Raw genomic sequence first — 13379 nt, 5'->3', positions numbered from 1 at the left:
TCGTCTCCCCGTCCTTCAATCGGCGCGGATGCCGAACTCGCGCACCAGCTTTCCGAAGCGCTGGTCGTCATCCAGGATCTGGCGCGCCAGCACGGCGGGCGCGCCACCGACGGGCTCGATGCCGAGCGCGGCCATCTTGGCCTGCACGTCGGGCATCTTCAGGATTTCGTTGAAGTGCTGGTTGAGCGCCTGCACGACATCGGCGGGCATGGCCTTCGGGCCGAGCAGGCCCATCCATGCGCTCACGTCCACGTCCCGGTAGCCCAGTTCGATGAAGGTGGGCACGTTGGGCATCAGCTTCGTGCGCTGGCGCTCGGCGACCGCGAGCGGGATCAGCTTGCCGGCGGCGATGTGGCCCGACACGGCACCGGGCGTGATCCAGCCCACGCTGACGTGGCCGCCGAGCGTGTCGTTGACCACGGGGGCTACGCCGCGGTATGGCGCATGCGTCGCGGCAATGCCCGCGTCCTTGTTGAGCAGCTCGCCCGCGATGTGCATCGGCGAGCCCGCGCCCGGCGTGCCGTAGGTGAAGGCCTTGCCGGCCTTCGCGCCGGCCACGAGCTGCGCCACGCTCTGGATGCCGGTCGCAGGCGCGGTGACCAGCAGCAACGGGATGTTGCCGGTCTTCACGATGGGCGTGAAGTCCTTCACCACGTCATGCGCCACGCCGGGACCGGTCTTCAGCACATGCTGCGCGATCGGAAAGGTACTGGGCGTGAACAGCAGCGTGTAGCCGTCGGCCTGCGCCTTGGCGACCCACACGTTGCCGATCATGCCGCTCGCGCCGGGCCGGTTGTCGACAAGCACCGGCTGGCCGACGCGCTGCGACAGCTTCTCGGCATAGGTCCGCGCGATGGCGTCGGTGTCGCCGCCCGCCGGATAGGCCACGACGATGGTGATGGGCTTCGTGGGCCATGCCTGCGCCATGGCCGCGGTGGCGGCACATAGCGAAAGAACGGCTGCAGCAGCGGCATGGGCCGCGTTTCGGTGGTGAAACAACATGCTCTTTTCCTTCTCGGTGGGACGACGTTGGGGTCGAACGCACTGTAGGAACGAGGCCGCGCGGCCAGAAGATATAGTTTCACTCAGTGAACCTTTTTTCTGGAGGCCGGCATGTCCGACACCATGGGCGCGCAGAGTGTGAAGTCGATCGACGCGCTGCGCCGCGGGCTCGACGTGATGCTGGCCATCCAGCGCTCCTCGGCCGTCACGCTGCAGGAGCTGCACCGGCAGACCGGCGTGTCGAAAGCCACGCTGCTGCGCATCCTCAAGACGCTGCAGCAGGCGGGCTGGGTCGAGCGCAGCGAGCACGACAAGCGCTACGTGCCCGCGTCGGCGACCGGCCAGTCGGGGCCCCTGGCGGCATGGCGCACGCGGCTTTCGGCGCTTGCTGCGCCTGCACGCGCCACGCTGCAGCGGCTGGTGCCATGGCCCATCGACCTGGGCGTGCGCGACGGCACGGCCATGCTCATCCTCGACACCGACCGGCCGCGCAACGGCCTGGCGGTCAACTACCGCGCGCTGGGCTTCCGGCCGCCGATGCTGCTGTCGTCGCTGGGCCGCTGCTACCTGTCGTTCTGCCCCGAGGACGAGCGGCGCGAGATCCTCGCCGCGCTGGCGCGCTCGCCGAACGACTTCGACCGCGCCGCACGGCGCCCCGAGAACGTCCGCCGCATGGTGGCGCACGCGCGCGACCTGGGCTATGTGGCGCGCGACCCGACCTCGACCAGCATGGATTCGCCCGACCGCTTCGGCGCGGTGTCGGTGCCGCTGCGCCACGAAGACAGGGTGGTTGGCTGTCTCAGCTGCGCGTGGCTGCCGGCGGTGAAAAGCGAGCGCGAGATCGTGTCCGCGCACCTCGCCGACATGCAGCAGGCCGCGCAGAACATCGAGCGCAAGCTGGCGCAGGGCGGCTTCGAGCCGCCGCCCGCCAATGAATGAAGTGCGAGGCAGGGCCGCAGTTCAGAACTCCGCATCCAGCTCGTCGATCTCGTCGGGTTCCTGCTTCGCCGCAGCCACCCATTCCTTCATGGCCGGCAGTTCCATCACCCGCTTGCAGTAGGCCGCGCACACGCTGTCCAGCGCCACGTCGTAGCTCAGGAAACGCGTGACCACCGGCGCATACATCGCGTCGGCCATGCCCGGCTGGCTGCCGAAGAGGAACGGGCCGCCGTAGGCCTTGAGGCACTCGCGCCAAATGGCAACGATGCGGTCAATGTCGGCCTGCGCGCGCGACCACACCTTGAAGTTCTTGAAATGGGCCTTGATGTTCATCGGCAGCGCGCCGCGCATCGAGGCGAAGCCCGAATGCATCTCGCCGCAGATGGCGCGGCAGTGGGCGCGGGCCGCCACGTCGGCGGGCAACAGGCCGGCCTTGGGCTTGATCTCGTTGAGGTACTCGCCGATGGCCAGCGTGTCCCACACCTTCACGCCGCCGTGCTGCAGCGAGGGGACCAGCATCGAGGACGACAGCAGCAGCATCTCGGCTTTCATGGCCGGGTCGTCGGGCGGGATGACCTTCTCGCTGAACTCCAGCCCGGCCAGCCTGCACATCAGCCAGCCGCGCAGCGCCCACGCGCCGTAGTTCTTGCTGCTGATGGTGAGAACGGGTTTGGCCATCTCGAAGCTCTCCTTGGGCGTGGCGCCCTTTCGTCCAGTCTGCGTGCAAGCCGCATGCCAAGCGGCTGGCCCGCAACTTGCCTGCGCGAAGTCCATGCTGTACCGGGCCTACCAGAACCAAGCCGACCTGCTCTCCCCGGCGCGGCTCGCGGCGCAATACATGGCCAGGGCGCTGTGGAAGGACGGCACCGAACGCACCATATTGCGGCGCATGGCGGCCCAATTCGAGGTGTTCTCGCGCATGCGGCTGACCCACACCCGGCCCGACTACGGCATCCACAGCGTGGTTTCCGACGGCGCCGAGGTGGCCGTGCACGAGGAGAAAACCCTCGTCTCGCCCTTCGGCACCCTGTTGCACTTCCGCAAGAACACCGATGCGGTGCATCCGCCAGTGCTGCTGGCCGCGCCACTGTCGGGCCATTTCGCCACGCTGCTGCGCGAAACGGTGCGCACCCTGCTGCGCGACCACGACGTGTACCTGACCGACTGGCACAACGCGCGCGACGTGCCGCTGTGGCATGGCGGCTTCGGGCTGGACGACTACACGCTGCAGCTCATCGGCTTCCTGGAGGCCGTGGGCCCGGGCGTGCACATGGTGGCGGTGTGCCAGCCCTGCGTGGCCGCACTGGCCGCGACCGCGCTGATGGCCGAGGACGACAACCCCGCCACGCCGCGCAGCCTGACGTTGATGGCCGGCCCGGTCGATTGCCGCATCAACCCCACGGCGGTGAACAAGCTCGCGACCGACCGGCCCATCGACTGGTTCAGGCGCAACCTCATCAGCCATGTGCCGTGGCCGCACGCCGGCATGATGCGGCGCGTGTACCCGGGCTTCCTGCAGCTCTCGGCCTTCATGAGCATGAACCCCGAGCGGCACAAGAAGCAGTTCCAGGACATGTACAGCCACCTTGTCGAAGGCAACGTCGAGAAGGCCCGCACCATCGGCGCCTTCTACGACGAATACCTGGCGGTGAACGACCTGCCCGCCGAGTTCTACCTGGAGACAGTGGAGCGCGTGTTCCAGACCTACGACCTGCCGCTGGGCAAGCTCACCGTGGGCGAGCGCACCGTGAACCCGGCCGCCATCCGCCGCACCGCGCTGCTCACGGTGGAAGGCGAGCGTGACGACATCTGCTCCGTGGGGCAGACGGTGGCGGCGCAAGACCTCTGCACGGGCATCCGGCCCTACCTCAAGGCACACCACCTGCAGGCCGGCGTCGGGCACTACGGCGTGTTCAGCGGCAGCAAGTGGAACGCGCAGATCTATCCGCGCGTGCGCGAGACGATCCACGCCGCGGCCGAGCTGGGCTGAATTGACTACGGTTGGCGCCGCGCCCGCGCGCCCTTGCCGCTCACGCGCCGCACCGTCGCCTCGCCGGCCTGCGGCAGGCGCTCGCGCAGGAAGGCAATGAGTTCCTGCGCCACCACGTTGCGCATCGGCCCCGGCAGGTAGGCCAGCACCACGCGGCGCTCGATGCGCGGCTTCAGCAGCGGCACCACGGCCAGTTCGGGGTCGCGCAGCGACGAGGTGTACAGACGCGGCATCAGCCCCAGCGCCTGTCCGCTGCGCACCAGCGCATAGAGCGTCTCGGAATAGCTCACCCGGTACGGCTGCGCACCCTGCGCGAACTGCGCGCGCGCCGGGTTGCCCAGCGCCGGCATGCTGCCGCTCTCGAACAGCACCAGCCGCTCGCTGCCGATGGCCTCCCAGTTCGCGCCGCCGGCCGCGGCCAGTGCGTGGTCGCGCCGCACCACCAGCACCAGCGGGTCACGGAACAGGTCGATGCAGGTCAAGCCGCCCGGCGGCTCGGTGATCGCGGCCACCGCCATGTCGATCTGGCCGCTGCGCAGTTCGGCCAGCAGCGCGTTCGACGGCGCGTCGCGCCAGGCCAGTTCCACCTCGCGCTCGCCGCCACTCTTGAGGAATTCGCTGGCCGCCGCCGCCACGCGCGCGCTGGCCGAGGGAATCACGCCGATGCGCACGAAGGCGCGGCCGCGCTGCACTGTGCTCTCGATGTCGCGCAGCGCCACCTCGAAGGTGTTGACGAGAAAGTCGGTGCGCGCCAGCACTTCGGCGCCCACGGGCGTGAGTTCGAGCCGGTGGGTGGAACGCGACAGCAGTTCGGCGCCGAGCAGCTTTTCCATCTGCTTGATGGCATTGCTCAAAGCCGGCTGCGTGATGGCCAGCCTGCGGGCCGCGCGGCCGAACTGACCTTCTTCCACCAGCACCGAGAAGAACTGCAGCTGGCGCAGCGTGAGCGCACGCAGGGGCAAGGCGGCCATGGGCACTTCCGGTTATTGATTCAGCGAATCAAATTATAGAAATTCAAAATTTTCCTTATGAGACCTCCATTACTAGACTGGCCCGCATGACCAGCCCCACCCCTGCCCTGCTCACGCTGGAATCGATGCTCCGCGCCATCCCCAAGGCCGAGCTGCATTGCCACCTGTTCGGCACGGTGCGCCACGAAACCTTCAAGCAGCTCAACCAGCGCGCGGGCTCGCCGCTGGCGGCCGACGAGATCGAGGGCTTCTACACGCGCGGCGAAAAACCGGTCGGCGTGCTGCGCGTGCTGCGCGCGCTCGACGCCCAGCTGGTGCGCAGCGCCGGCGACCTCTACCAGCTCACGCTCGAATACCTGCAGGACGCGGCCGCCCACAACGTGCGCTACGCCGAGTTCTTCTGGAACCCGACCGGCACGGTGCACGGCTCGGGCATTGCCTATCCGCACGCACAAGGCGCCATCGTTCGCGCCATCCACGATGCGCAGCAGGAGTTCGGCATCGTCGGCCGCCTCATCGCAGCCATCGACCGCGAAGCCAGCCCCGAGGCCGCCGTGGAGATGGTCGAATGGGTCAAGGTGCACCGCTGCGAGGAGGTGATCGGCATCGGCATCGACTACCGCGAGGTCGACCGCCCGCCGGAGCTCTTCACGCAGGCCTATGCCAATGCGAAGAAGGCCGGCCTCAAGACCACCGCGCACGCGGGCGAGTTCGGCATGCCCTGGACCAACGTGCGCACCGCGCTCGACGTGCTGCAGGTCGACCGTATCGACCACGGCTACACGGTGGTCGACCAGCCCGATTTCGCGCGCCGGTGCGCCGAGCGCGGCGTGACCTTCACCGTGGTGCCCACCAACTCGTACTACCTGCGCACGCTGGCGCCCGAGCGCTGGGCGCTGGACCATCCGATCCGCCGCATGCCCGGCCTGGGCCTGCGCATCCACCCCAACACCGACGACCCGACGCTGCACAAGGTCACGCCCACGCAGGCCTGGCTGATGATGGTGCGCGACTTCGGCTTCGGCCTGGACGATCTGCGCTGCTTCATGCACAACGGCCTCGACGGCGCGTGGATCGACGGCACGCAGCGCCGCGCATGGCGCACGCAGTGGAGCGATGAATTCGATTCGCTGCGCGCCCGCCTCGACACAGAACCCACTCCCTCCTCCCACGGATGACCCACGCCATGAACACGCCCCGTCGCCTGCTACTCGCCGCCGCGCTCTGCGCCGCCCTGCCCACCGTGGCCCTCGCGCAGGCGTGGCCCTCGGCCAAGCCCATCACGCTGATCGTGCCCTTCACGGCCGGTGGCAGCGTGGACGTGAACGCGCGCCTCGTGGCCCAGCGCCTCGGCGAGCGGCTCAAGCAGTCGGTGGTGGTGGAAAACGTGGCCGGCGCGGGTGGCGCCATCGGCGTGGCCAAGGCCGTGAACGCGGCGCCCGACGGCTACACGCTGGTGGCAGGGCCCGACAGCGCCATCGCCATCGGCAAGCTGGTGAACCCCTCGGCCTTCCGCTTCGATCCGCTGAAAGACCTGGCGCCGGTGGGCCTGCTCAACACCGCGCCGATGGTGCTGGTGGCGCGGCCCGGCCTGGAGGCCCAGACTTTCTCCGACTTCGTGAAGCTCGCGAAGGCCAAGCCCGGCAAGTACAACTACGCGACCTCGGGCGTGGGCACGGTGCTGCAGCTCGCCATGGAGCTGCTGAAGGAACGCAGCGGCATCTTCGTCACGCACGTGCCCTACCGCGGCGGCGCACAGATCGCCACCGACGTGATCGGCGATCAGGTCGACCTGGCGATGCTGGTCAGCACCAGCGCCATCCCGCACGTGAACGGCAAGCGCCTGAAGGCGCTCGGCATCACCGGCAGCAAGCGGCTGGCCGCGCTGCCCAACGTGCCCACATTCGACGAGATGCCCGGCCTCAAGGGCTTCGACATGGTGAGCTGGACCGGCATCTTCGCGCCCGCGAAGACGCCGCCGGCGGTGGTCGCGCAGATCAACCGCGAGCTCAACGCGGTGCTGCAGGAAGAAGGCGTGCGCAGCAAGCTCTTGGAGCAAGGCGCGCTGCCGGGCAACAGCACGGCCGAGTCGTTCGGGAAGTTCGTGCAGGCCGAGTACGCCCGCAACCAGAAGATCGTGCAAACCGCCAACATCAAGGAGTGAGCGCGCCATGACCTCGCCGCTGCTGTCCCGCCGTGCGCTCCTCGGCGCGTCCGCCGCCGGCCTTGCCGGCATGGCCTTCGCGCAGAGCCCCGGCCCCGCCGAGCTGGCGCAGGCGCTGGCCGGCACGCCGCTTGCACAACTGCCGCCCGCGAGCGGCAAGCGCCAGGTCATCATCGACACCGACCCCGGCCAGGACGACGCCGTCGCGCTGCTGATGGCCATGGCCGCCACCGACCGGCTCGACATCAAGGCGCTGACGGTGAGCGTGGGCAACCTGCCGCTGGCCGTGACCGCGAAGAACGCGCGCATCGTGCGCGACTGGGCCGCCCGGCCCGACATCCCGGTCTATGCCGGCTATCCGCGCCCGCTGGTGCGCGAGCCCATCTTCGCCGACGACGTGCACGGCAAGACCGGCATGGAAGGCCCGACGCTGCACGAGCCGCACGGCCCGCTGATGCCCACCCACGCGGTGCAGTACATCGTCGAGACGCTGCGCGCCGCGCCGCCGAAGAGCATCACGCTCGTGGGCCTGGGGCCGCTCACCAACTTCGCGGCCGCGCTCAACTCGGCGCCCGACATCAAACCCGCCATTGCAGAGATCGTGGTGATGGACGGCTCCTGGGGCGTGGGCGGCAACATCACGCCCGCCGCCACCTTCAACGTGTATGCAGACCCGGAGGCGGCCTCGATCGTGTTCCGCAGCGGCGTGCCGGTGACTGCCATGTCGCACGACGCGGCCCGCCGTGTGCTGGTGACGCCCGAGCGTATCGCGCCCTTTCGCGCCATGGGCAACAACGCCGGCAAGGTGGTGGCGGACATCTTCGATTCGATGATGGCGTACGGCGTGCGCCGGCGCGGCGTGGCCGTGGGGCCGGTGTACGACCCCTGCGTGATCGCGTACCTGCTGCGGCCCGAGCTGTTCAAGGGCGCCAAGGTGAGCGTGGACGTGGAGACCAAGGGGGAGTTCACGACCGGCGCGACGGTGGTCGATTTTCGCGGCTACAACCGCCGCGCGCCCAATGCGCTGTGGATCGGCGAGGCCGATGCCGAAGGCTTCCACGCGCTGCTGCACGCGGAGATCACGCGGCTGCCCTGACCGGGGGACGCCGCGCGGGCCGGCCGGTCAGCCGGCCTTCTCGTCCTCCGCAGGCCAATCGCGGATGTAGGCCTTGAGCATCTTGTTCTCGAAGTTCTGGCTGTCCACCACGGCCTTGGCCACGTCGTAGAAGCTGATCACGCCCATCAGCATGCGCTTGTCCATCACGGGCATGTAGCGCGCGTGGCGCTCCAGCATGATGCGGCGGATTTCGTCGAGGTCGGTTTCCAGGGTGCAGGTGACCGGCGCGTCGTCCATGGCCTTGCGCACGAGCGTGGTGCCGATCTGGCCGCCGTTCTTGACGACGGCAACGATCACTTCGCGAAAGGTGAGCATGCCGACCAGGTCGCCATGCTCCATGACCACCAGCGAACCGATGTCCTTTTCCGCCATGGTGTTGGCGGCTTCTGCCAGCAGGTCGTCTGGCGTGATGGTGAAGAGCGTATTGCCCTTGACGCGAAGGATGTCGCTGACTTTCATCGTTTGCTCCTCTCGGACTTCTATCTCGGCGGCGTGCCGATTTGAATATAGCCCACAATCGACGCCGACCTGAGCGCCCATGTCGCGGACGCATGAATTGCAGACGTAACGGGGCATTGCCAGGAGACAACGCTCAGCCACAGAAAGGCCCTCATGCCCGGTTATTCCGACCCCGGTTTCGACACCCTCGCGCTGCACGCCGGCGCCGCGCCCGACCCCACGACCGGCGCGCGGGCGGTGCCGATCCACCTGACCACCTCCTTCGTCTTCGAGTCGAGCGACCACGCGGCCGCCCTGTTCAACCTGGAGCGCGCGGGCCACGTGTACTCGCGCATCAGCAACCCGACCAACGCGGTGCTCGAGCAGCGCGTGTCGGCGCTCGAGGGCGGCATCGGCGCGATCGCCACCGCCAGCGGGCAGGCGGCACTGCACCTGTCGGTGGCCACGCTGATGGGCGCCGGCTCGCACATCGTGGCCAGCACGGCCCTGTACGGCGGCTCGCAGAACCTGCTGCACTACACGATGCGCCGCTTCGGCATCGAGACCACCTTCGTGAAGCCCGGCGACCTCGACGGCTGGCGCGCCGCGGTGCGGCCCGAGACCAAGCTCTTCTTCGGCGAGACGGTGGGCAACCCCGGGCTGGACGTGCTCGACATCCCGGCCGTGGCCGACATCGCGCACGAGGCCGGCGTGCCGCTGCTGGTCGACTCCACGCTCACCTCGCCCTACCTCATCAAGCCCTTCGACTGGGGCGCCGACCTGATCTACCACTCGGCCACCAAGTTCCTCTCGGGCCACGGCACCGTCATCGGCGGTGTGGTGGTCGACGGCGGCAGCTTCGACTGGGAAAAGTCTGGCAAATTCGCCGAGCTGACCCAGGCCTACGACGGCTTCCACAACATGGTGTTCAGCGAGGAAAGCACCGTCGGCGCCTTCCTGCTGCGCGCCCGCCGCGAGGGCCTGCGCGACTTCGGCGCCTCGATGAGCCCGCACACGGCCTGGCTGATCCTGCAGGGCATCGAGACGCTGCCCCTGCGCATGGAGCGGCACATCGACAACACGCAGAAGGTGGTCGAGTTCCTCGCGAGCCACCCGTTCGTGTCGCGCGTGGGACATCCGCTGATCGAATCGCACCCGAGCCACGTGCTCGCGCAGAAGCTGCTTCGCCATGGCGCGCGCGGCGCGGGCGCGGTGTTCAGCTTCGACATCAAGGGCAGCCGCGCGCAGGGCAAGGCCTTCATCGAAGCGCTGAAGCTCTTCAGCCACCTGGCCAACGTGGGCGACTGCCGCAGCCTGGTGATCCACCCCGCGAGCACCACGCACTTCCGCATGACCGACGAGGCGCTGGCCGGTGCAGGCATCTCGCAGGGCACGATCCGCCTGTCGATCGGCCTGGAAGACCCCGCCGACCTGATCGACGACCTGAAGCGCGCCCTGAAGGCCGCGGAAAAGGCGGGTGCCTGACATGAACTACACCGTCAACGGCCACACCGCGTACTGCTACACCGGCGGCAAGCCCTTCGATGCGGCCAGGCCCACCGTCGTCTTCATCCACGGCGTGCTGAACGACCACAGCGTGTGGATCCTGCAGAGCCGCTGGTTCGCCAACCACGGCTGGAACGTGCTCGCGGTCGACCTGCCCGGCCACTGCAAGAGCGAAGGCCCGCCGCCGGCCAGCGTGGAAGAGGCGGCGCAGTTCGTGATCGCGCTGCTCGACGCGGCCGGCGTGCAGAAGGCCGCGCTGGTCGGCCACAGTTTCGGCTCGCTGATCGCGCTGGAGGCGGCCTCGCGCGCGCCGGAGCGCATCACGCAACTCGCGATGGTGGGCACGGCCTACCCGATGGTGGTGTCGCCCGCGCTGCTCGAAAGCTCGGTGAGCGACCCGCAGCGCGCCATCGCCATGGTCAACACCTTCTCGCACTCGCTGCTGGCGCCGCCGCCCTCCTCGCTCGGCCCGGGCACCTGGCTCTACGGCAGCTCGCGCGCGCTGATGCGCCGCGTGCTCGCGAGCAACCGCGAAGCCAACGTGTTCCACATCGGCTTCAAGGCCTGCAACGACTACGCGAACGGCGAGGCCGCCATCGAGAAAGTGCAGTGCCCGGTGCTGTTCCTGCTCGGGGACGCCGACCAGATGACGCCGCCGCGCGCCACCAAGGCGCTGGTGGGCAAGGCGCGCAACGCGAAGGTGGTGACGGTGCACGCGGGCCACTCGCTGATGAGCGAGGCGCCCGACGCGGTGCTGTTCGCGCTGCGCGACTTCCTGAGCGCCTGAGCGCCGGGCGCGCGAGCGCTTATTCCGCCGCGATGCCCGCCCGGTGGGCGAGCGCGCGGTAGCGCGAGATCTCGCCTTCCATCTGCGCGCGGAATGCGGCCGCGCCGATGGCCACTGGCTCCATGCCCTGCGCGCGCAGCTGCGCCTGCAGCGCCGGGTGGCCCATGGTCGCGACCACCGTGCGAGCGAGCTTGTCGATCACGGGCGCCGGCGTGCGCGCCGGGGCGGCAAAGCCGTACCAGGCGTCGAAGGTGGCTTCGGGCAGGCCCTGCTCGGCCAGCGTGCGCACCTCGGGCAGCATGCTGGAGCGCGTCGCGCCCACGATGCCCAGCGCACGCAGCTTGCCCGCGCGCACGTGCGGTGCCACGGCTGCGACGGTATCGATGGCGATCTCGACCTCGCCGCCGATCACCGCCAGCGAACTCTGGCTGCTGCCCTTGTACGGAATGTCCTGCAGCTGGATGCCCGCGGCCAGCGCGAACAGCTCGCCCGACAGGTGCGGCCCCGAGCCCGAGCCAAAGGTGGCGTAGCGGATGCTCTTCGGTTTGGCCTTGGCCGCCGCGATGAGTTCGGGCAGCGATTGCCAGGGCTGGCCCTTGCCCACCACCAGCACCAGCGGCGTGCGCGCCACGATGGCGATGGGCGCCAGGTCGCGCACCGTGTCATAGGGCAGCTTGGCGCGCAGGGCCGGGTTCACGCTGAAGCTGGTCGAGCCCGACAGCAGCAGCGTGTAGCCGTCGGGCGCGGCCTTGGCGACCGCATCGGTGCCGATGATGGTGGAGGCGCCGGGCTTGTTGTCGATCACGACGGGCTGGCCGAGCTGCTCCGACAGCGTCTGCCCCATGGCGCGTGCGACCAGGTCGGTGCCGCCGCCCGGCGGGAAGGGCACGACCAGCCTGATCGGGCGTTCGGGCCAGGCCCCCTGGGCGAAGACGGGCGAATGCGTGCCCAGCAAGGCGGAAGCGGAGAGCAGCAGGCCGAAGCGGCGACGGGAGATGGCGTTGTCCATGGTGCGTGTCAGGAGAGAGTGGAAGCGGATTGCGCAAGCCGGCCGGCGGCCCATGGCGCGAGGCCCGGCTCGCCCAGGTCCCAGTACAGGCCGGCCATGATCTGCAGGCCCTCGCGCGCCAGCGGCGCGAGCAGGTGCTCGTTGGGCGCGTGCTGCGCGCAGGCCGGGTACGAATGCGGCACCCACAGCGTCGGCAGCCCCAGCAGGTCGGCGAAGACGTCGTTGGGCAGCGAGCCGGCGAGGTTGGGCAGCAGGTCGAGCCGCCGGCCGCTGCTTTCCTCGATGGACTTGCGCGCCCAACCCACCCAGGGGTTCTCCACGTCGAGCCGCGTCGCCGCGCCGGTCAGCGTGACCTCCACCTCGACCTGGCCGAAGCCGTGCGCATCGAGGTGCGCGCGAACGATCTTCTGCAGGTCCTGCCACGGCGTGCCGACCACGAAGCGCAGCTGGCAGTGCGCCACGGCCTCGGAGGGAATCGCGTTGACGGGCCGCTGCGGCGAACCCGCGCCGAGCGCCAGCACCTCGATGGTGTTCCAGGCCACCAGCCGCTCCGCCGGGCTCAGGCCGGGTTCGCCCCAGCCCTCGTCGACCTCGGGATCGTCCGCGCCGCCACCGATGGCGATGCTGGCCAGCGCGTCGCGCACCGCCTGCGTCACGGGCGGCGGGCGCAGCGCCTCGACCAGAATGCGGCCGCGCGCATCCACCAGCGAGGCCACCGCATGGCTGATGACCGTGCCGGGATTGACCAGCACGCCGCCCCAGTTGCCCGAGTGGTAGCCGCGCGGCCGGGCGCGCAGCCGCAGGCTGAAGTTGACCGCGCCCCGCGAACCGAGGAAGAGCGTCGGCCGCGTCGCGCTCACGCGCGGGCCGTCGCTGGCGATGAACAGGTCGGCGCGCAGCTTGTCGCGCTGCTGCTCGCACACCGCATGCAGGCCGGGCGAAGCGGCCTCCTCGCCCATCTCGACCAGCCAGATCACGTTGTAGCCCAGGCGGCCGCCGCGGGCCTCCAGCGCTGCAGCCAGGCCACCGAGGTTGATGCTGTGCTGGCCCTTGTTGTCGGCCGTGCCGCGCCCGTACCAGCGCTCGCCGCGCACCGTGAGCGCCCACGGCGCCAGGCCTTCTTCCCACTGCGCGTCCTGCCCGCTGACCACATCGCCGTGGCCATAGGTCATCACCGTGGGCAGGGCCGGGTCCTCGATACGGCGCGCGATGAGGAAGGGCCCGCCGCCGGGCACCGGATTGGCGATCACCTCGCAGGCGAAGCCCAGCGCCGCAAGCGGCGGCACCAGTTCCTCGCGCAGGTAGGCCTCCAGCGCGGGCGTGGCGGCGCCGGTGTCGCTTTCGGTGCGGAAGGCGATGCGGCGCTGGAGGTCGGCGAAGAAGCCGCCCGCGTCGAAGTAGGCGGCGGCAGCGGCCAGGCTGTCTGTGCGTTGCATGAAGGGGTTCCTTGTCTGTC

General features: G+C 69.5%; 13 protein-coding genes. 7 read left to right on the top strand and 6 right to left on the bottom strand.

Translation table 11 applies throughout. From position 1 onward, the window contains the following. Positions 1-15: 15 nt before the first annotated feature. Positions 16-1002 carry a tripartite tricarboxylate transporter substrate binding protein gene (locus PMI12_RS17510; protein WP_007835077.1) on the bottom strand — a complete coding sequence of 329 codons (987 nt, stop codon included), beginning with the start codon at positions 1000-1002 and terminating at the stop codon, positions 16-18. A gap of 111 nt (positions 1003-1113) precedes the next feature. On the opposite strand from PMI12_RS17510, the gene PMI12_RS17505 reads away from it, so the two are divergent. After that, the gene (locus PMI12_RS17505) at positions 1114-1941 is read left to right on the top strand and encodes a helix-turn-helix domain-containing protein (RefSeq protein WP_007835073.1); all 828 of its coding nucleotides are present in this window, start codon (positions 1114-1116) and stop codon (positions 1939-1941) included. A gap of 21 nt (positions 1942-1962) precedes the next feature. Here the strand turns inward: PMI12_RS17505 and PMI12_RS17500 are convergent, their stop codons facing one another. Beyond that, complete coding sequence (locus PMI12_RS17500; protein WP_007835071.1) at positions 1963-2619, bottom strand: glutathione S-transferase; 657 nt, start codon at positions 2617-2619, stop codon at positions 1963-1965. A gap of 94 nt (positions 2620-2713) precedes the next feature. On the opposite strand from PMI12_RS17500, the gene PMI12_RS17495 reads away from it, so the two are divergent. Further along, positions 2714-3931 (top strand): polyhydroxyalkanoate depolymerase, encoded by a 1218-nt coding sequence (locus PMI12_RS17495; RefSeq protein WP_007835070.1) that lies wholly within the window; start codon positions 2714-2716, stop codon positions 3929-3931. 5 nt (positions 3932-3936) lie between these two features. Here the strand turns inward: PMI12_RS17495 and PMI12_RS17490 are convergent, their stop codons facing one another. After that, a complete protein-coding gene (locus tag PMI12_RS17490) occupies positions 3937-4902 on the bottom strand; it encodes a LysR family transcriptional regulator (RefSeq protein WP_007835067.1) in 966 nt (321 codons plus the stop codon). An 86-nt stretch (positions 4903-4988) separates the two neighbouring features. Between PMI12_RS17490 and PMI12_RS17485 the strand changes: the two genes are divergently transcribed. The 3 genes from PMI12_RS17485 to PMI12_RS17475 are packed head-to-tail and all read left to right on the top strand — an operon-like array spanning position 4989 to position 8162. Next, positions 4989-6080, top strand: coding sequence for an adenosine deaminase family protein (locus PMI12_RS17485; protein ID WP_007835059.1), 1092 nt, complete (start codon positions 4989-4991; stop codon positions 6078-6080). 8 nt (positions 6081-6088) lie between these two features. Further along, the gene (locus PMI12_RS17480) at positions 6089-7066 is read left to right on the top strand and encodes a Bug family tripartite tricarboxylate transporter substrate binding protein (protein ID WP_007835057.1); all 978 of its coding nucleotides are present in this window, start codon (positions 6089-6091) and stop codon (positions 7064-7066) included. Between the two features lie 7 nt (positions 7067-7073). Next, a complete protein-coding gene (locus tag PMI12_RS17475; RefSeq protein WP_007835055.1) occupies positions 7074-8162 on the top strand; it encodes a nucleoside hydrolase in 1089 nt (362 codons plus the stop codon). A 27-nt stretch (positions 8163-8189) separates the two neighbouring features. Here the strand turns inward: PMI12_RS17475 and PMI12_RS17470 are convergent, their stop codons facing one another. After that, entirely contained in the window at positions 8190-8642 is a 453-nt protein-coding gene (locus PMI12_RS17470) for a CBS domain-containing protein (RefSeq protein WP_007835053.1), read from the bottom strand. 153 nt (positions 8643-8795) lie between these two features. Between PMI12_RS17470 and PMI12_RS17465 the strand changes: the two genes are divergently transcribed. Continuing rightward, on the top strand, positions 8796-10106 hold the full coding sequence (locus tag PMI12_RS17465; protein WP_007835051.1) for an O-acetylhomoserine aminocarboxypropyltransferase: 1311 nt from the start codon (positions 8796-8798) through the stop codon (positions 10104-10106). 1 nt (position 10107) lies between these two features. Then, entirely contained in the window at positions 10108-10914 is an 807-nt protein-coding gene (locus PMI12_RS17460; protein ID WP_007835049.1) for an alpha/beta fold hydrolase, read from the top strand. 19 nt (positions 10915-10933) lie between these two features. On the opposite strand, the gene PMI12_RS17455 is transcribed toward PMI12_RS17460, so the two are convergent. Together PMI12_RS17455 and PMI12_RS17450 are read right to left on the bottom strand one after the other, a co-directional pair. After that, positions 10934-11923 (bottom strand): Bug family tripartite tricarboxylate transporter substrate binding protein, encoded by a 990-nt coding sequence (locus tag PMI12_RS17455; protein ID WP_007835048.1) that lies wholly within the window; start codon positions 11921-11923, stop codon positions 10934-10936. 8 nt (positions 11924-11931) lie between these two features. Further along, positions 11932-13359: a M20 family metallopeptidase gene (locus PMI12_RS17450; protein WP_007835046.1), complete on the bottom strand. Its 1428-nt coding sequence runs from the start codon at positions 13357-13359 to the stop codon at positions 11932-11934. Positions 13360-13379 lie beyond the last annotated feature (20 nt).

Origin of the sequence: Variovorax sp. CF313 (assembly GCF_000282635.1) — a bacterium.
GTDB lineage: Bacteria > Pseudomonadota > Gammaproteobacteria > Burkholderiales > Burkholderiaceae_C > Variovorax.
This window is presented reverse-complemented; position numbering and strand designations above follow the sequence as displayed.

Bases quoted from the DNA above. Each gene is read 5' to 3' on its own strand.
- PMI12_RS17510 (WP_007835077.1), bottom strand. From the start codon at position 1,002: ATGTTGTTTCACCACCGAAACGCGGCCCATGCCGCTGCTGCAGCCGTT.
- PMI12_RS17505 (WP_007835073.1), top strand. From the start codon at position 1,114: ATGTCCGACACCATGGGCGCGCAGAGTGTGAAGTCGATCGACGCGCTG.
- PMI12_RS17500 (WP_007835071.1), bottom strand. From the start codon at position 2,619: ATGGCCAAACCCGTTCTCACCATCAGCAGCAAGAACTACGGCGCGTGG.
- PMI12_RS17495 (WP_007835070.1), top strand. From the start codon at position 2,714: ATGCTGTACCGGGCCTACCAGAACCAAGCCGACCTGCTCTCCCCGGCG.
- PMI12_RS17490 (WP_007835067.1), bottom strand. From the start codon at position 4,902: ATGGCCGCCTTGCCCCTGCGTGCGCTCACGCTGCGCCAGCTGCAGTTC.
- PMI12_RS17485 (WP_007835059.1), top strand. From the start codon at position 4,989: ATGACCAGCCCCACCCCTGCCCTGCTCACGCTGGAATCGATGCTCCGC.
- PMI12_RS17480 (WP_007835057.1), top strand. From the start codon at position 6,089: ATGAACACGCCCCGTCGCCTGCTACTCGCCGCCGCGCTCTGCGCCGCC.
- PMI12_RS17475 (WP_007835055.1), top strand. From the start codon at position 7,074: ATGACCTCGCCGCTGCTGTCCCGCCGTGCGCTCCTCGGCGCGTCCGCC.
- PMI12_RS17470 (WP_007835053.1), bottom strand. From the start codon at position 8,642: ATGAAAGTCAGCGACATCCTTCGCGTCAAGGGCAATACGCTCTTCACC.
- PMI12_RS17465 (WP_007835051.1), top strand. From the start codon at position 8,796: ATGCCCGGTTATTCCGACCCCGGTTTCGACACCCTCGCGCTGCACGCC.
- PMI12_RS17460 (WP_007835049.1), top strand. From the start codon at position 10,108: ATGAACTACACCGTCAACGGCCACACCGCGTACTGCTACACCGGCGGC.
- PMI12_RS17455 (WP_007835048.1), bottom strand. From the start codon at position 11,923: ATGGACAACGCCATCTCCCGTCGCCGCTTCGGCCTGCTGCTCTCCGCT.
- PMI12_RS17450 (WP_007835046.1), bottom strand. From the start codon at position 13,359: ATGCAACGCACAGACAGCCTGGCCGCTGCCGCCGCCTACTTCGACGCG.